The organism is Mycobacterium sp. OAS707, assembly GCF_014873705.1.
Lineage (GTDB): Bacteria > Actinomycetota > Actinomycetes > Mycobacteriales > Mycobacteriaceae > Mycobacterium.
Window position 1 is genome coordinate 330,435 of the sequence record NZ_JADBDS010000004.1, and the last position, 16,330, is coordinate 346,764.

Consider the following 16,330-nt stretch of genomic DNA (forward strand, 5'->3'; position numbering starts at 1 on the left):
ATGCGGTTGGCGACGTGGAACGTGAACTCGATCCGGGCTCGCGTCGACCGCGTCGTCGATTGGCTCGAGCGGGCCGACATCGACGTCCTCGCCATGCAGGAGACGAAGTGCTCCGTCGACCAGTTTCCTCTCATGCCGTTTCTGGCCGCCGGATACGAGGTCGAGCACTGCGGTTTCAACCAATGGAACGGGGTGGCGATCGCGTCGCGCGTCGGCCTCGACGACGTCCAGGTGGGCTTCGAAGGCCAACCCACCTGGAGCGACAAACCCGATGTCGAAGCCGCGGCGGAGGCGCGCGCACTCGGTGCCACCTGCAACGGCGTGCGGGTGTGGAGCCTGTACGTGCCCAACGGGCGCTTCGTCGGCTCACCTCACTACGAGTACAAGCTGGAATGGCTTGCCGCCCTTCGCAACACGGCTCAGGGCTGGCTGACCGACGATCCGTCGGCACAGATCGCGCTCGTCGGCGACTGGAACATCGCCCCCACCGACGAGGACGTCTGGAGCTCTGAGTTCTACGCGCACAGCACGCATGTCACCCCGCTGGAGCGTGCCGCGTTCAACGCGATTGTCGACGCCAAATACACCGACATCGTGCGCCCGTTCACACCGGGCCCCGCGGTCTATACGTACTGGGACTACACCCAGCTGCGGTTCCCCAAGAACCGCGGCATGCGCATCGACTTCATCCTCGGCTCGCCGGCCTTGGCCGCCAGGGTCGCGCATGCCGAGATCGTCCGCGAGGAGCGCAAGGGCAAGGCGCCCAGCGACCACGCACCGGTACTGGTGGAGTTGACATAACACGTTGAGCCTGCGGCCAGGGCGCAACAGTGCGAGAAAGCAACACCCTCACCGCAGAGTCAGCGCAGGTCTAACCGAACAGCGGAAGCGCCCGCTTCCGCGCCAGTGCGTCCATCCCACGCTGGATGCTGTCCTGGACCTCCCAGTACTTTTGTTCGAGGTACTCATCGTCATCGGCGCGAGCGGGGTCGTGCTCCAGCTCGACGGCGGGCATCAGCCGCGTCCGAATCTTTGCGGGCAGGGGGAACTGTGGCAGCGCAGCGGGCGCAATCCCCCACGGTAACGACATGGCGATCGGAAACACCTTGAGCCGCAACAGCTTATCGAGTCGCAGCTGGCGAGACAGCTGATCGCCGCGGATCAACACCGGCATCGCATCCGCTCCACCGACGGTCGCGATCGGCACGATCGGTACGCCTGCGCGGATCGCCATCTTCACAAAACCCTTGCGCCCGGCCAGGTTTGCGCGGTCGCGCTCAGTCCACGGCCGCAACGAGTCGACCTCGCCGCCCGGCCACACCGCGACGTCTCGCCCCTCGGCCAACGCCGTCGCCATCGAGTCCGGAGCGGCAGGCAGCACACCCATCGCCCGGAAGTACCTGCCGATGAGCGGCATGGCCATCAGCACGTCGTGCGCGGTGCCGTGCAGCGGCCTGTCCTGGCCGAATCGGCGCCACCACTGCACGCCGACGGTCCACGCGTCCCATACGAACGGCGCACCCGAGTGAATGCCGACCAGCAGTACGGGCGGATCAGGCAGGTTCTCCCAGCCGTCGAACTCCATCCGGAACCAGTGGTCGACCAGGAAGTTCCACAAGTACTTCTGACGCTGCATCGTGGCCTCGTCGGGTCCGCTCAGCTCCCACTCGCCGGCACGCTCGTTCAGCCAGCCGACCAGGCCTTCATCGCGCTGACGACGCACCTCGGCCATGCGGTCGCGGGCCTTACCGGCCTGCTCATGCGCCTGCTGTCGCACCTCGGGAGGCCGCTGATCTGTCGTAGTCATGGGCCATGGGTACCCACGACCGGCGATCCGTCACGCCTCGTTGTCGGCGCGCTCCTCGGTGCCGTAGCGGCCCGCGTTGAACAGCGACGCCACCGCGCCGATCAGCATCATCACCGCGGCCGCGCTGAACACCACCACCAGGCCCGAATGGAACGGCCCGGTGATCAGGTGCGGGAAGAACGTCTGACCGGTCACCACGTCGGCGTTGACGCCCGGCTGGTGCAACGCGCCCGACGGCGCCAACAGCTCGGCCATCGGGTTGTACCCCAGGAACGCCGCGAACAGGCTTCCGACCGGAGGCAGATTCGCCACCTCGTGCGCGACCGTCGCGGATACCCCCTGTTCCTGCAGCCCCGAGCTCATCGCCGACGGCAGGGTGTGTGCGAGCCCAATGATCATGAGCGAGAAGAAGATTCCGATCGACAGCGACGATCCGGCGTTGAAGAACGTCGCACGCACACCGGAGGCCGCACCGCGCTGCGCAGCGGGCACGCTCGACATGATCGCCGCCGTGTTGGGCGCCGTGAAGATGCCGCCGCCAAGGCCGTTCAGGAAGACCAAGATCGCGAAAACCCAGTAGTCGAAGTTCACCGGAATCATCACCAGCGCGATGAACGCACCCGCCATCAGCAGCATGCCGCCGACCGTGAAGACCCGAGCGCCGAAGCGGTCTGCCAGTGATCCGGCCATCGGAGCAGCGATCAAAAACCCGAAAGTCGCAGGCAGCAGATAGATGCCCGCCCACAGCGGCGTCGACTCAAAGCTGTAGCCGTGCAACGGCAGCCAGATGCCCTGCAGCCAGATGATCAGCATGAACTGCAGGCCGCCGCGGCCGACCGATGACATCAACCCTGCGAGGTTGCCCATCCCGAACGATGCCGACTTGAACAGCCGGATGTCGACCATCGGCTGGGGCACCCGCAACTCGATGACGCAGAATGCGACGATCAGCAGCACGCCGGCGAGAATCGAGCCGAGCACCCACGGGTTCGTCCACCCGGTCGTCGAATCCCCGTACGGCTGAATGCCATACGTGATCCCGGTGAGCAAGATCGTCAGGCCGATCCCGAACGTGAGCGTGCCTGCCCAGTCCAGCCGCCCTGGTGTCCGCACGCCGAGTTCCTTGAGCGAGCGGTAGCTCCAGACCGTGCCGAGCACTCCGATCGGCACGCCGACCCAGAAGATCGCCTGCCAATGGATCTCCGAGAGCACGCCGCCGATCAACAAGCCAAGAAACGAGCCCGCGACCGCGGCCACCATGTTCACCCCGAGCGCCATGCCACGCTGGTTGGCCGGGAAAGCGTCAGTGAGAATCGCCGCGGATGACGCCATCAGCATGGCCCCGCCGATGCCCTGGATCACCCGCCAACCGATCAGCCAAAGCGCACCTGGACCGAAGTGGAACGGATCGAAGGACAGCGCGATGGCCGCAACGGTGAAGACCGCGAATCCGAGGTTGTAGATGCGCACGCGGCCGAACATGTCGCCAAGCCGGCCGAAGAACACCACGAGCACCGCGGTCACGACGAGGTAGCCCATCAGCATCCACAGCAGATAGCTGACGTTGGCCGGCGCCAGTGGGTTCAGCCCGATGCCCCGGAAAATCGCGGGCAGTGAGATGAGCACAATCGAGGCGTTGATCGACGCCAGCAGCATGCCCAGTGTGGTGTTGGACAGCACGATCCACTTGTAGAACGGGTGATCGTGGTCCATTCGCCGCCGACGATCGGCCGTCTCGGCCATCGCCGTGTCGATATCTGCCACTACCGGCGTCTTTGTCTTCTCTATCTCAGTCGTCATCTATTCGCTTACGTATCCATGGGGCAGCAATCGGCGCAAAACACATATATTAGCTATACAAAGCAACCGCGAGCAATTCCTTATTCCCACTGGGCACACCCGCCACGGCTGCGCTAACCTGCATACTGTCCACACACGGGAGCGCACACCGAGTGCGCTGAGAGGACGGGTAGGCCCGTCGACCGTACGAACCTGACCGGGTAATGCCGGCGTAGGGAGTTGCAATGTCGAATGTTGTTGTCGATCCGTCTGTCACCACCGGCCCGATCCAGGGCAGCACAAAGATCTACGTCGACGGCGTGCCGTTCCGACGGGTGAACCTGACCAACGGCGAGCACCTCGATCTGTACGACACGTCCGGTCCGTACACCGATCCGCATGCCGAGATCGATCTACACAACGGTCTACCGCCGCGCGACGGCGTGGTGCGCGACAGAGGCACGCAGTTGCAGCGCGCCCGCACCGGTGAGATCACCGCGGAGATGGCGTTCATCGCCGCCCGCGAAGGCATGCCCGCCGAGTTGGTGCGCGACGAGGTTGCCGCGGGCCGGGCGGTGATCCCGGCCAACCACAACCACCCCGAGAGCGAGCCGATGATCATCGGCAAGGCGTTCGCGGTGAAAATCAATGCCAACATTGGCAATTCGGCCGTCACGAGCTCCATCGCGGAGGAGGTCGACAAGATGGTGTGGGCCACCCGCTGGGGCGCCGACACCATCATGGATCTGTCGACCGGCCGCAACATCCACGAGACACGCGAGTGGATTCTGCGTAATTCGCCGGTCCCCGTCGGCACCGTGCCGATCTATCAGGCGTTGGAAAAGGTCAACGGTGATCCCACGCAGCTGAGTTGGGAGGTCTACCGCGACACCGTGATTGAGCAGTGCGAGCAGGGCGTCGACTACATGACCGTGCATGCCGGCGTGCTGCTGCGTTACATCCCCCTCACCGTCAAGCGTGTCACTGGCATCGTCAGCCGCGGCGGCTCGATCATGGCGGCGTGGATGCTCGCCCATCACACCGAGTCGTTCCTGTACACCAACTTCGCCGAACTGTGCGAGATCCTCGCCCGTTACGACGTCACCTTCTCCTTGGGCGACGGGTTGCGTCCTGGTTCCATCGCCGACGCCAACGACGAGGCGCAGTTCGCCGAACTGAGAACGCTCGGCGAGCTCACCAAGATCGCGAAAGCCCATGGTGTGCAGGTGATGATCGAGGGCCCGGGTCACATCCCGATGCACAAGATCGTGGAGAACGTCCGCCTCGAAGAGGAACTCTGCGAAGAAGCGCCGTTCTACACCCTCGGCCCGCTCGCTACCGACATCGCTCCGGGCTACGACCACATCACCAGCGCCATCGGGGCATCGATCATCGCCCAGGCCGGCACGGCGATGCTGTGTTACGTCACGCCCAAGGAGCACCTCGGCTTGCCCGACCGCAAGGACGTCAAGGTCGGCGTGATCACGTACAAGATCGCAGCGCACGCGGCCGACCTGGCCAAGGGGCACCCCCGCGCGCAGGAACGGGACGACGCTTTGTCGAAGGCCCGCTTCGAGTTTCGCTGGCACGATCAGTTCGCGTTGTCGCTCGATCCCGACACCGCGCGCGAGTTCCACGACGAGACCCTGCCCGCCGAGCCCGCCAAGACCGCGCACTTCTGCTCGATGTGCGGGCCGAAGTTCTGCTCGATGCGCATCACGCAGGACATTCGCGACGCGATGGCGGAGAAGTCCAGGGAATTCGCCGACCACGGGAACCAGATCTACCTACCCTTGGCCACATGAGCTTCTTGCCACTGACGCCACCGGGCGAGACACCGATCCGGGTGATGACCATCGCCGGATCCGACTCGGGCGGCGGGGCCGGCATCCAGGCAGACCTGCGTACCTTCGCGCTGCTCGGCGTGCACGGCCTCGTCGCCGTCACGGCTGTGACTGTGCAGAACTCGCTCGGCGTCAAGGGTTTTCACGAGATTCCGCTCGACGTGATCGCAGGTCAGATCGAGGCCGTGGCCTCCGACATCGGCCTGCAGGCGGCCAAGACCGGCATGCTGGCGTCGTCGGCGATCATCGACGTCATTGCCGAGACGTGGCGCGAACAGGGCCTGGCAGGAACGGTGCCACTGGTGGTCGACCCGGTCTGTGCGTCGATGCACGGCGACCCGTTGCTGCATCCCAGCGCGCTGGACTCCCTTAAAGGCCAACTCTTTCCGCTCGCCACCCTGGTCACGCCCAACCTCGACGAAGTCCGCCTGCTCGTAGATGTCGATGTCGTCGACGACGAATCGCAACGCGAAGCGGCCAGAAAGCTGCACGCGCTCGGTCCGCAGTGGGCGCTGGTCAAGGGTGGCCACCTGCGAGCGTCGTCGCACAGCCCGGACCTGTTGTTCGACGGCACCGACTTCCACGAGTTCGACACCCCTCGCATCGACACCGGCAACGACCACGGCGCAGGCGACACTCTTGCCGCAGCGGTCGCCAGCGCGCTCGCTCACGGCTACACCGTGCCCGACGCAGTTGCGTTCGGTAAGCGGTGGGTCACCGAATGTCTGCGCGCCGCATACCCATTGGGCCATGGTCACGGACCGGTATCGGCACTCTTCAGGCTCGACTCGTGACCGTCGACGATATCGCAGGCGTCGCGCACGAACCGCGAGGCAAAGCCAAGGGTGTCGTCGTGCTGACCCACGGCGCGGGCGGGAGCCGCGAGTCCCCGCTGCTGGCAAGGGTTTGCGACGAGTGGGCCAGCCGCGGCTGGCTGGCAGTCCGCTACAACCTGCCGTACCGGCGGCGGCGGCCCAAGGGCCCGCCGTCGGGCTCTGCCGCCACCGACCAGGCCGGCGTCGTCGAGGCCGTCGAATTGGCCCGCACGCTGACCAAGGGTCCCGTCATCGCGGGTGGCCACTCCTACGGCGGCCGGATGACGTCGATGGTGGTCGCCGACGAGGCAGCCGCCGTCGACGTCCTCACGTTGTTCTCATATCCGCTGCACCCGCCGGGCAAGCCCGAACGCGCGCGCACCGAGCACCTGCCACGCATCACGGCGCCGACGGTGTTCACCCACGGCACGGCCGACCCATTCGGCACCATCGACGAACTCCGCCCCGCCGCACGGCTGATCCCCGCGGCCACCGAGATCGTCGAAATCACCGGAGCCCGTCATGACTTGGGCTCCAAAACGCTCGATGTCCCGGTGTTGGCGGTCGACGCGGCGCTACGGTTGCTCGCGTGACCGCCCCGCCCGACCCTCTGCGGCCGGGCGGGACGAACGGCTGGGCCGTTGCCGCGTTCATCCTCGGCATCCTCGGCGGCACCATCCTCAGCGTGATCTTCGCGGTCGTGGCGTTGATCCAGATGCGGGGACGGCATCAGCGCGGCCGCGGCTTGGCGATCGCGGCCCTCGTCATCTCAGGCGTGTGGATTGCGGCGCTCACGTCCGTCATCGTGTACGGGGTTTCGACACAAGGGAAGTCGGTGCGCGCCGCCGACCTGAAGACCGGGGACTGCGTCAAAGATGCCTACGACGACCAGTTGCCCACCTGGGTGAAGCGGGTGCGGTGCGACCGCCCACACCACGGCGAGGTGTTCGCGGTCCTCACTGCGCCCGGCGCAACCGCCGCCGACTGCGGATCCCAATTCTTCGATTACGCACCGAACTCACCGGAGGGCCCGGTGTTTCGTGTCGCGTGGGCAAACGGCGAGGGGTCCATGGTTTGCGTCGCAATGGCGAAGCATGAACGGTGGTCCTCGCTTCGCGATTGAGGTTAGGGTCAGCGCGTGACCACACCGCCGAGCAATCCCCCGCCATACGGCGAACCGCCGCAGGGACCGTATGGCCAGCCGGCCCAAAATCCCTATCCGCCGCAACCGGGCGGATATCCGCCGCCGCCTCCTGGCTCGTATCCGCCGCCCCCGCCGGGCGCCTATCCGCCGCCCCCGCCGCTGCCGTACGGCGAGGCTCCCTCGTTCGGTCACTACGGTCCACCACCGAAGAAGAAGACCCGATGGGGATTGATCATCGGCCTGGCGGTCGGCGTCCTCGCGCTGTTGGCCATCGCCGCCATCGTGTTCGTCGTGATCATCGGCAAGGGCACGGTCACCGCCACGGATGTGAAAGTCGGCGACTGCCTCAAGGAGATACCGGGCAACACCCGCGTGCTGACCGTCGACACCATCGGCTGCGACAAGCCGCACGCAGGAGAGGTTTTCGCGGTACTGCTGATGCCCGAAGGCGACTTCCCGGGGCAGTCCGCGATCGAGGCCTACCAGAACAAGTGCGAACCCGAGCTCGCCACGTACGCACCCGGCGCGGTCACCGACAACTCGGTGCAGCTGTACGTGCTGTATCCGACAGCCGAGACGTGGTCGCAAGGTGATCGGGCGGTGACCTGCGTTGCCACCCTGGATCCGCCACGATCGGAGTCGCTAAAAGGCTGAGCCGCAATATTCTGGCCGGCGTGACCCATCCCGTGCACCCGTACCCGCCAGCGCCTGCCAAGACCAACGTGTGGGCGATCTTGTCACTCGTCTTCGGCGTCGTCGGCATCGTCGGGCTACCCGTCAGCTTGGTATGCGGCATCGTCGGGCTCAACAAGGCCAAGCAGGGCCAGGGCGGGCGCGGGTTGGCCATTGCCGGGCTGGCACTTTCCGGCGTATGGGTCTTGGTGGCCGCAGGAGTTTCGGTCTTCTTGCTCGTCAACGACGACAACCTGTTCAAGCCGCAGCGGCCGGGCGCCCCGACGGACCGGCGGTCCGCGGCGTCGTACTTCAAGACCGGTGACTGCTTCAAGGAGCTGCCGACGACTGGCGCGAATGTGACCGTCGTCCCGTGCAGCGAACAGCATGCCGCGGAGGTGGTCGCGGTGTTGATGCTGCCCGAAGGCGACTTCCCGGGGACGGCGACGGTCGACGAATACGTGGGCAGGTGCAAGCAAGAGCTGTTGGATTACGCGCCCGACGCCGTGCCCGAACACGTCGGACTGCTCAAGCGCTTCCCTGACGAGCAGTCGTGGAAGCTGGGCGACCGGTCGGTGACCTGCATCGCGACCGTCGATCCGCCGCGCACGGGCTCGCTGAAGGCCTGAGCCGGTCGGCTGAGTTTCCGGTACCTGAGGTACCGTCTGGGGCATGACTTCGCAGCTCTACGACGCGGTCATTGTGGGAGCCGGCTTCGGCGGGATAGGCGCTGGCATCCAACTCAAGCGGATGGGCTACCACAATTTCGTGATCCTGGATCGCGAGGACGACCTCGGCGGAACCTGGCACGTCAACCGCTACCCCGGCCTGGCCGTCGACGTCCCCACCACGACGTACTCATACTTCTTCGAGCCCAACCCGAACTGGTCGCGGCTGTTCTCCACCGGTGCGGAAATCAAGCAGTACGCCGACGACATCGCAGACAAGTACGACATCCGCAGGCATATGCGCTTTCGCACCGTCGTGGAAGGCGCCCGCTGGGACGAGGAAGCCAGCGTCTGGAAGGTCACTCTCGCCGACGGCGACGTGCTCTCCGCGCGATTCCTGATCACCGCGACCGGCTTCCTGTCGCAGCCGAAGGTCCCCGACATCCCTGGCGTGACGGACTTCGCAGGCAAGGTCATCCACACCACCGCCTGGGACGACGAGTATCCGCTCGAAGGCCGCAAGGTCGCCGTCATCGGCACCGGTGCCACCGCCGTTCAGCTCATTCCCGAACTGACCAAACGGGTCGCTGACCTCACCGTCTACCAGCGCACCCCGATCTGGGTGGTGCCGAAGATCGACATCCGCTTCGGCGAACGCGCCAAGCAGCTGTTCGCTCGAATTCCGTTGACACAGCGCGCGATTCGCTGGCTGACCGATTCGATCTACGAGGTGATGATCAACACCGCGATCATCCACCACCGGCACTTCCGCCGGCTCAACATCGCCGCGGCCGACCTGTCGAAAATGCACCGCTTCGCCTCGATCCGCGACAAGGAGTTGCGCCGCAGGCTGACTCCGGATTACGACTTCGGATGCAAGCGGCCGACATTCTCGAACGGCTACTATCGCGCGTTCACGAAGCCGAACGTGCATCTGCAGACCGACGGCATCACCCGCATCGAGGCAGACGGCATCGTCAACGCCGACGGTTCGAAGACGGTCATCGACACCTTGATTCTGGCCACCGGCTTCGATTTATGGGAAGCCAACTTCCCCGCCATCGAGGTGATCGGCCGCGAGGGCCGCAATCTCGGAAAGTGGTGGCGCGAAACAAGATTCCAGGCCTACCAGGGTGTGACCATGCCGTACTTCCCGAACTATCTCAGCCTGGCCAGTCCGTTCGCATTCCTCGGGTTGAACTTCTTCAACACGATGGAGTACCAGATGCGGCACATGGACCGGTTGTTCGGCGAACTCAAGAAGCGCGGTGCCACCACCTTCGAGGTCACCGAGGAAGCCAACACCCGTTACCGCGATCGGATGACCGAACTGCTCGGCGACTCGTTGTGGACGATCGGCAACTGTGCGACGTCGCGGTCCTACTATTTCAACCCGCAGGGCGAGCCGACGCTGCTGCGGCCGATGTCGACGGACAAAGCGATCAAAGAAGCATCAGGCTTTCCGCTGAGCGACTACCAGATTGCCTGAGCAGAGAGGGTAAGCGGCTGTGCCGAAAACCGATTCGCGTATCGCGAAGTTCGCCGGGCTGGTAGTTGCCGGCATCGGGCTGTCTCATTTCACCAGCCCACAACTGTTCGACGGCATCACGAAGACCGCGTTTCCGCGTAACACCCGCCAGCGCGTCTACATCCACGGCGGCGTCGAGACCGCGCTCGGCCTTGGACTCAGTTCGGCCAAGACACGCCCACTGGCCGCCGTCGGCACGATCGGTTACCTGGCCTACTTGGCGGGCAACGCGGCACGCAACCGGTAGCGGCCGAGCAGCGTCAGGTCCACCAGTCGTTCGACGACCGCCCGGGCCGGCGCCGAGTTGTCATACCGCATCAGCCGGCCAAGGTCGATCACCAGCGACATCGCGGCATGCACGGCGAAGCGCGCCTGTCCCGGGGTCCAGTCAGGCCGTACGGACACCACCAGCTCCACCCACGATTCGACGTTGGCGCGCTGCAGGTTTCGCAGAATCTTCTGGTCACCGGGTGTCATGTTGAGTCGCTCGGTGTAATACACGTAGTCCAGTTCGGGACGGTCGAACGACCGCAGCACGTAGGCGTCGATGACCGACGTCAGCGCCTCTTCGCGATCGGGCGTGGTGGCCACGATCTCAAGCATCTCTTCGGACAACCGGTCGGCAGCGCGCCGGAACGCCGCCGCGAGGATGTCACTTTTTCCCGAGAAGTAGCGGTAGATGCCCGACGCAGGCATCCCGACGGCAGCCGCGATGTCTTCCATGCTGGTGTCGCGGTAGCCCTTGAGGTTGAACAAGCGCATCGATTCATTGAGCAGCGCTTCGTATTTCGGTGTTTCCGCCACACTGGTCACAGCGCTCCGCGCCTCGGCCGCAGTGTCACTGGCATCGGGCAATTCGGCGGTCAGCACAGCCTCGGCGAGGTCGGCGAGCAACGCCCGCACCTGGATGGCGGGCAGCTTGGCACGGTGATCGACGATGCTGCCGATCACCGACAGTGCGGCGGTCGACAACGTCCACCGCTGCCGCGACGTCAGCTGCGGCCGAATTGCCATGAGCGGCTGCTGAATCCGATGGTGAACGCTGCGCATCTGCGCGTTCAGCGTGGCCTGGTCGTCGCCACGGAGAAAGCGGCCTTCCCAGCGGTACAGCCCGCCGGACTCGCGGTTGACCATCGCGGTGTCGATGAGCGCGGCGACGAGCCGGCGCAGCGTCAGCTCTGCGTCACCGTCCGCCTCGTCGGCGAACTCCGTGCAGTCCACCAATTGCTGGCCGAGGTTGAGCACAGCGTCGCGGAACAGCTCGTACTTGCTCGAGTAATGGCGGTACAGCGCGGCCGCGGAAATCCCAACCCGCTTGGCGATGGTCTCCATGCTGACGCCGTAATAGCCGAGCTCGCTGAACCCCTCGGCCGACGCGCGCGCAATCTGCGCCTTGCGGTCTTTCGGCCGGCGCCGAACACCCTCGGCGCGGGTGGGCCTGGTGCGCGCCATGACCAACACCCTAACGGACGCCGGGCATACATAAACGCCCACTTCGGTTGGAAAATCACAAGAAAATAGTCGCCCACGTAAAGAATGGCCATTAACATAGCGATGTGCTCGACGCGCTGCGACGGCTGTTGGGATTCCAGGTGACGATAGGCGAACTGATCGTCGTCGCGATAGTGGTTGGCACTCCGTACCTGATCGTCGGGGTGATTTGGTCGGGCATGCACACGGCGCACCTGCAGGATATGGCGGGCGCCGACCTGGTTGTCTCGTACCTCGGGTCGATCGTGTGCTGGCCGGTACTGCTCTTCGCCGACGTCTGCATGACTTGAACGGGGGATCCTTGCATCACTACCACCACCGCGCGTTCTACATCGGCACCACTGCGTTCGTCCTCGTCGCCGTCGGACTGTTGGCACTGAATTTTCCGGTCTTCCTGGACGCGTTCGACCAATACGGATTTCAGATCAAGTGCGGAACGGGATATGTCACAGACCTGAGCCAGGCGGCATCAGCCGTCGGCCACGACAACTACGTCGATCAATGCGAGAGTGCGCTGTTGACCCGCAGGCTGTGGACCATCCCGCTGGTGGTGGTCGGGTCGATCGTCACCGTCGGTGTGGTTGCCGTGGCGGCCACTGTTTGGGGTCGCGAATCGGCGTTCGGCAAAGACCCGGTTTCCTGACGTAGCATTCGCAGGCGTGAGCACGCCGCACGGCCCTGCGCTGCAGCGGCGACTCGGCACCTTCGACGCCGTCGTGATCGGCCTTGGCTCGATGGTCGGCGCAGGCATCTTTGTCGCACTCGGCCCCGCCGCGGCCGCCGCAGGCTCGGGCCTTCTCATCGGGTTGGCCGTCGCTGCCGTCGTCGCCTATTGCAACGCGACGTCGTCGGCGCGACTGGCCGCGCTGTATCCGCAGTCCGGCGGAACGTACGTCTACGGCCGCGAACGTCTCGGCGGATTCTGGGGCTACACCGCCGGATGGAGCTTCATCGTCGGCAAGACTGCGTCGTGTGCGGCGATGGCATTGACCGTCGGGTTCTACGTCTGGCCAGCACAGGCGCACGCGGTTGCGGTGGCCGCGGTGGTGGCGCTGACAGTGGTGAACTATCGCGGCATCCAGAAGTCGGCGCTGCTGACCCGGGTGATCGTCGCGCTGGTGCTGGCCGTCCTTGCCGCCGTCGTCGTCGCCATTTTCGGGTTCGGCGACGTGGACGGATCACGGTTGGCGCTTGGCGACGACGCCGGCGTCCGCGGCGTGTTGCAGGCCGCGGGTCTGTTGTTTTTCGCGTTCGCCGGATACGCCAGGATCGCGACGCTCGGTGAAGAGGTGCGCGACCCGGCCCGCACCATTCCGCGGGCCATTCCTATTGCGCTCGGCATCGCGCTGGCGGTCTACGCGGTGGTGGCCGTCGCCGTGCTGAGCGAATTGGGCAGCGCCGCACTGGCTTCGGCGAGCGCTCCGCTGGCCGACGCGGTCCGCGCTGCTGGCCTGCCCTGGATGGAACCGGTGGTGCGGGTCGGTGCCGCGGTGGCGGCCGTCGGTTCGCTGCTGGCACTGATCCTCGGCGTCTCCAGGACCACGTTGGCAATGGCACGCAACGGACATCTGCCGCGCGCGTTGGCCGTGGTCCATCCGCGGTTCAACAGCCCGCATCGCGCCGAGATCGTCGTCGGAGTCGTGGTCGCGGTGGCCGCGGCGACGGTGGACCTCCGAGGGGCGATCGGCTTCTCGTCGTTCGCGGTGCTGCTGTATTACGCGATCGCCAACGCGTCGGCATTCACGCTGGGACGCTGGGTGATTCCCGTGATCGGTTTGGCCGGTTGCCTGCTGCTGGCGTTCCTGCTGCCGGTCTCGTCGGTACTTGTGGGTGCGGCGGTCGTGGCCGTCGGGGCCGCGGCCTACGTCGCCACCAGATCGGCTCCCGCTGCCAACGGCTCATAGACGAAGAACTTCGTCATGAAATCGAGCACCACGAACACCACACCGTCGAATGGAGTGCCCTGGACCCGCTGAGTCGATGCGAAGGGAAGCACGACCGCAGTCGCCGTCCCCGCCGTGGTGTCGATCTGAATGCTCTGTTGCGGCGCACCGTAGATGCCGTCATGGGTGCCCGCGAACATGTCGTTGACCCATCCAACGGCGAGCGTCTTGACCGCCTCGACGTTCTGTGGTTGTGAGAAGCCCGCGATGAGATACTGGCTGAGTTGCATGATGGGGTTTCCGCCTTGGAGCGCGTCGATGTGGCGGCCGCCAACAAGCATGACACCGGTGAATTGGCCGGGGCGGGCAGCCTGCAACTCGTCGCCCACTTTGCCGTACATGTTCCATACATAGCGCTCGGACGAGATGTCGTATACCGGACGGTAATTCACGCCAGTGAGCTTCTGCAGAGCAGAAGGGACGCTGTTGTTGACGTCGACCGAGTCGAGCAGGAGCACGCCCGCCAGGTCGTCGATCGCGCCGTTGTCGATCATGTCGGCCGCAGCGCCCATCACGAGGCTGCCGCCTAGCGAGTGTCCGGCGAGCGCAAAATGCGTTGGCAATTCCACCTCGTGTCCTGCTGCTGCACTTGCGCTTTCAGTGAGCTCGGCACGTTCTCCGACGAACAGGTCGGCTACCGCCTGTTGCATGGGTGCTCCGCCCAGCCACGCGCCGTCGATGTCGAAGAAGTTCGATGTCAACGACGGAGCGACGACGATGCTGTTGGTCTGCTCGGCCAGGGTCGCCGCGGTGTAGCTGTACATCGGTCCTGATGCGCCCAGCCCATGTTGGAAGTAAATGAGCCGGGTCGGCGTCTCACCGTCATCGGGGAAGTACCAGTCCGCCTGCACGGTGCGTCCACCCGCGACAGGAATCCTCAGCGTCGACGTGCGCACCGTGACCGTGCTGCCCGCAGGCAGGACCGGGGCGCCGTCAAACGTGTGGATCAGGCCCATGACGACGTTCATGGCGATGGATCCGACGAAGTTGAGCAGCGTCGGCTTGCGCGGGGCGGCGGCCTGCTCGGTGACCGCGAGGGTGGTCGACTCCGAGACTTCGGTCGGCCTCACCGCCTCAACAGCTGCCGGAGCTTTCGCGGTTCGGGCGCCGGATTTAATTGCCGTGGTGGCGGTTTCGTGCGGCGCAGCCGCCGGCTTGACTGTCTTCGCGGCAGGCTCGGCGTCGGACGCGTCCGCCTTTTCGGTATGCGGCTTGTTGCTTTTGGCGGTGGGATTTCTGGTCTTGCGCTTCTTCGGCTGCTCCGCCGGCTTCACCGGTTTCTCGGATTCAGTCCGGGAAGTCGACTCCTGCGTCGACTCGGATGTCTTGGTGCCGTCACCGGCGTCTGATCCCGTGTCTGCTGCTGCGCTCGCTGCACCGGCGAGCAATCCCGCCGCGATCGCCATCAGGACTACCGCAATACCCAACAGCGCCATCAACCGATTGACCACGGCGAGGACGCTAACGCGATAAATTAAACAAATCAAGGGAAATGTCATTTATTGCTGCGGCAGGTACCGTCTGCATGTGCCAGCAACGCCGGAACGCCGTGGTCGCGGCCGTCCACTCGGCGGCGGCATCCCGGCCGAACAATCGCAGGACGCCTTCCTCGATGCGGCGGAGCGGCTGTTCGCGACCGTCGGCTATCGGACGTCGACGATGGAGGCGATCGCGCGCGAGGCCGGGTACTCCCGCGGAAGCATCTACCGCCAGTTTCCGACCCGAGACGCCCTGGTGGATGCATTGGTGCAGCGAACGACACAGCGGCATATGGCTGGCATCCTCGACCGGCTGCCCCCCGACGCCGGTCCGCTCGACATGTTGATCGAGAGCATGGTGATCGTCGCGACCGAATTGATTCACGACCCGCTGCTTCGAACCATCTCCGACGAGAGTGAAAAGGGCACCGTCGGCAGGATGCTCGCGAACAATGCCGCTCTTGTGCAGATGGTGAAGCCCGTGATGGCCGAGCTGCTGTCGTCTGCCCGCAATCCGTTCCGACCGGGTCTTCGCCCAAAAGACTTGGCTCAGTTCTTCATTTCGACGTCAATCAGCATGCTGCTCGGCGTCATACCGGGCACCGAAGATCCAGAGACCGTTCGTCGCTACATCGAAGTCTTCGTGCTGCCGGCGATCGTTGCGTGTCCGCCCAAGCCACGTCCCGTGTTCGGCGACTAATGCAAAGGCGGGATGACGTTCAGCTGCTGCAGCAACGCGAGCACGTCTTTGTCAGACCACTTCTCGACTAGTCGGCCGTTCGCAATGCGGTGAATCACTGTGGCCGTCATACACATTTCGTTACCCGTCGCCGGGATGCCGGCCAGGTCGCCGCTGTGTGTTCCACGCGCCGTCAGCCTGGTCACCACCTTGTCACCCTCGGCGATCTGATCCTCGACCTCATGGGTGCCCGGCGTGGCGTCCCAGAACATCCGGAACGCCTGTTTGAGCCCTTCACGCCCCGGAGCGTCGCAGCCGGGAAACGGCGGCGGTGAATGGTCCAGATAATCCTCGGCCACCAACTCGTCCAGCGCGTCGATGTTGCCGGCATCTATCTCCCGGTAGAAACGCCGGACCAGATCCTTGTTGTCCTCGATCGACATGGTCACCTCCCCCGAGATATGCCGACGATACGCCGATCG

Annotated in this window: 18 protein-coding genes and 1 riboswitch; of the genes, 13 read left to right on the forward strand and 5 right to left on the reverse strand. The window is 65.0% G+C overall.

Translation table 11 applies throughout. The features are described from left to right. Window positions 1–801 carry an exodeoxyribonuclease III gene (locus tag GGC64_RS26710; protein ID WP_192725597.1) on the forward strand — a complete coding sequence of 267 codons (801 nt, stop codon included), beginning with the start codon at window positions 1–3 and terminating at the stop codon, window positions 799–801. 70 nt (window positions 802–871) lie between these two features. Here GGC64_RS26710 and GGC64_RS26715 read toward each other — a convergent pair whose 3' ends face one another. Together GGC64_RS26715 and GGC64_RS26720 are read right to left on the reverse strand one after the other, a co-directional pair. Beyond that, entirely contained in the window at window positions 872–1,807 is a 936-nt protein-coding gene (locus tag GGC64_RS26715; RefSeq protein ID WP_192725598.1) for a lysophospholipid acyltransferase family protein, read from the reverse strand. A gap of 30 nt (window positions 1,808–1,837) precedes the next feature. Beyond that, window positions 1,838–3,607: an MFS transporter gene (locus GGC64_RS26720; RefSeq protein ID WP_192725599.1), complete on the reverse strand. Its 1,770-nt coding sequence runs from the start codon at window positions 3,605–3,607 to the stop codon at window positions 1,838–1,840. A gap of 125 nt (window positions 3,608–3,732) precedes the next feature. Then, window positions 3,733–3,841, forward strand: a riboswitch (TPP riboswitch). On the opposite strand from GGC64_RS26720, the gene thiC reads away from it, so the two are divergent. The 8 genes from thiC to GGC64_RS26760 all read left to right on the forward strand — a co-directional run bounded on the left by thiC (window position 3,832) and on the right by GGC64_RS26760 (window position 10,504). Then, window positions 3,832–5,391, forward strand: a complete 1,560-nt coding sequence (gene thiC / locus GGC64_RS26725) for a phosphomethylpyrimidine synthase ThiC (protein ID WP_192725600.1) — start codon at window positions 3,832–3,834, stop codon at window positions 5,389–5,391. Its footprint overlaps the riboswitch before it by 10 nt. Next, the gene (gene thiD / locus GGC64_RS26730; protein ID WP_192725601.1) at window positions 5,388–6,224 is read left to right on the forward strand and encodes a bifunctional hydroxymethylpyrimidine kinase/phosphomethylpyrimidine kinase; all 837 of its coding nucleotides are present in this window, start codon (window positions 5,388–5,390) and stop codon (window positions 6,222–6,224) included. The genes thiC and thiD overlap by 4 nt, the downstream gene beginning before the upstream one ends. Then, complete coding sequence (locus tag GGC64_RS26735) at window positions 6,221–6,838, forward strand: alpha/beta family hydrolase (RefSeq protein WP_192725602.1); 618 nt, start codon at window positions 6,221–6,223, stop codon at window positions 6,836–6,838. The genes thiD and GGC64_RS26735 overlap by 4 nt, the downstream gene beginning before the upstream one ends. Further along, entirely contained in the window at window positions 6,835–7,368 is a 534-nt protein-coding gene (locus GGC64_RS26740; RefSeq protein ID WP_192725603.1) for a DUF4190 domain-containing protein, read from the forward strand. Before GGC64_RS26735 ends, GGC64_RS26740 begins: the two co-directional genes overlap by 4 nt. Before the next feature lie 15 nt (window positions 7,369–7,383). Continuing rightward, entirely contained in the window at window positions 7,384–8,043 is a 660-nt protein-coding gene (locus GGC64_RS26745) for a septum formation family protein (RefSeq protein ID WP_192725604.1), read from the forward strand. A gap of 20 nt (window positions 8,044–8,063) precedes the next feature. Next, window positions 8,064–8,690, forward strand: coding sequence for a septum formation family protein (locus GGC64_RS26750; RefSeq protein ID WP_369434871.1), 627 nt, complete (start codon window positions 8,064–8,066; stop codon window positions 8,688–8,690). A 43-nt stretch (window positions 8,691–8,733) separates the two neighbouring features. Beyond that, window positions 8,734–10,218 (forward strand): NAD(P)/FAD-dependent oxidoreductase, encoded by a 1,485-nt coding sequence (locus GGC64_RS26755; protein ID WP_192725605.1) that lies wholly within the window; start codon window positions 8,734–8,736, stop codon window positions 10,216–10,218. Window positions 10,219–10,237: 19 nt separating this feature from the next. Continuing rightward, the gene (locus GGC64_RS26760; protein WP_192725606.1) at window positions 10,238–10,504 is read left to right on the forward strand and encodes a hypothetical protein; all 267 of its coding nucleotides are present in this window, start codon (window positions 10,238–10,240) and stop codon (window positions 10,502–10,504) included. Here GGC64_RS26760 and GGC64_RS26765 read toward each other — a convergent pair. Next, window positions 10,471–11,709, reverse strand: coding sequence for a TetR/AcrR family transcriptional regulator (locus tag GGC64_RS26765; RefSeq protein WP_192725607.1), 1,239 nt, complete (start codon window positions 11,707–11,709; stop codon window positions 10,471–10,473). The two genes, GGC64_RS26760 and GGC64_RS26765, sit on opposite strands and share 34 nt — an antisense overlap. 104 nt (window positions 11,710–11,813) lie before the next feature. Between GGC64_RS26765 and GGC64_RS26770 the strand changes: the two genes are divergently transcribed. Genes GGC64_RS26770 through GGC64_RS26780 form a run of 3 tightly spaced genes read left to right on the forward strand, consistent with a single transcriptional unit; the run spans window position 11,814 to window position 13,652 of the window. Continuing rightward, the gene (locus tag GGC64_RS26770) at window positions 11,814–12,038 is read left to right on the forward strand and encodes a hypothetical protein (protein ID WP_192725608.1); all 225 of its coding nucleotides are present in this window, start codon (window positions 11,814–11,816) and stop codon (window positions 12,036–12,038) included. A gap of 11 nt (window positions 12,039–12,049) precedes the next feature. Continuing rightward, a complete protein-coding gene (locus GGC64_RS26775) occupies window positions 12,050–12,391 on the forward strand; it encodes a hypothetical protein (protein ID WP_192725609.1) in 342 nt (113 codons plus the stop codon). Window positions 12,392–12,407: 16 nt separating this feature from the next. Next, complete coding sequence (locus GGC64_RS26780; protein WP_192725610.1) at window positions 12,408–13,652, forward strand: APC family permease; 1,245 nt, start codon at window positions 12,408–12,410, stop codon at window positions 13,650–13,652. On the opposite strand, the gene GGC64_RS26785 is transcribed toward GGC64_RS26780, so the two are convergent. Continuing rightward, complete coding sequence (locus tag GGC64_RS26785; protein WP_192725611.1) at window positions 13,610–15,142, reverse strand: alpha/beta hydrolase; 1,533 nt, start codon at window positions 15,140–15,142, stop codon at window positions 13,610–13,612. The two genes, GGC64_RS26780 and GGC64_RS26785, sit on opposite strands and share 43 nt — an antisense overlap. Before the next feature lie 76 nt (window positions 15,143–15,218). Between GGC64_RS26785 and GGC64_RS26790 the strand changes: the two genes are divergently transcribed. Continuing rightward, the gene (locus GGC64_RS26790; protein WP_192725612.1) at window positions 15,219–15,869 is read left to right on the forward strand and encodes a TetR/AcrR family transcriptional regulator; all 651 of its coding nucleotides are present in this window, start codon (window positions 15,219–15,221) and stop codon (window positions 15,867–15,869) included. Here the strand turns inward: GGC64_RS26790 and GGC64_RS26795 are convergent. Then, the gene (locus tag GGC64_RS26795) at window positions 15,866–16,291 is read right to left on the reverse strand and encodes an ester cyclase (RefSeq protein ID WP_192725613.1); all 426 of its coding nucleotides are present in this window, start codon (window positions 16,289–16,291) and stop codon (window positions 15,866–15,868) included. The genes GGC64_RS26790 and GGC64_RS26795 overlap by 4 nt on opposite strands. Between the last annotated feature and the right edge of the window lie 39 nt (window positions 16,292–16,330).

Coding starts and splice junctions, on each gene's coding strand:
- GGC64_RS26720 (WP_192725599.1), bottom strand. CDS start 3,607: ATGACGACTGAGATAGAGAAGACAAAGACGCCGGTAGTGGCAGATATC.
- GGC64_RS26765 (WP_192725607.1), bottom strand. CDS start 11,709: ATGGCGCGCACCAGGCCCACCCGCGCCGAGGGTGTTCGGCGCCGGCCG.
- GGC64_RS26755 (WP_192725605.1), top strand. CDS start 8,734: ATGACTTCGCAGCTCTACGACGCGGTCATTGTGGGAGCCGGCTTCGGC.
- GGC64_RS26795 (WP_192725613.1), bottom strand. CDS start 16,291: ATGTCGATCGAGGACAACAAGGATCTGGTCCGGCGTTTCTACCGGGAG.
- GGC64_RS26710 (WP_192725597.1), top strand. CDS start 1: ATGCGGTTGGCGACGTGGAACGTGAACTCGATCCGGGCTCGCGTCGAC.
- GGC64_RS26715 (WP_192725598.1), bottom strand. CDS start 1,807: ATGACTACGACAGATCAGCGGCCTCCCGAGGTGCGACAGCAGGCGCAT.
- thiC (WP_192725600.1), top strand. CDS start 3,832: ATGTCGAATGTTGTTGTCGATCCGTCTGTCACCACCGGCCCGATCCAG.
- thiD (WP_192725601.1), top strand. CDS start 5,388: ATGAGCTTCTTGCCACTGACGCCACCGGGCGAGACACCGATCCGGGTG.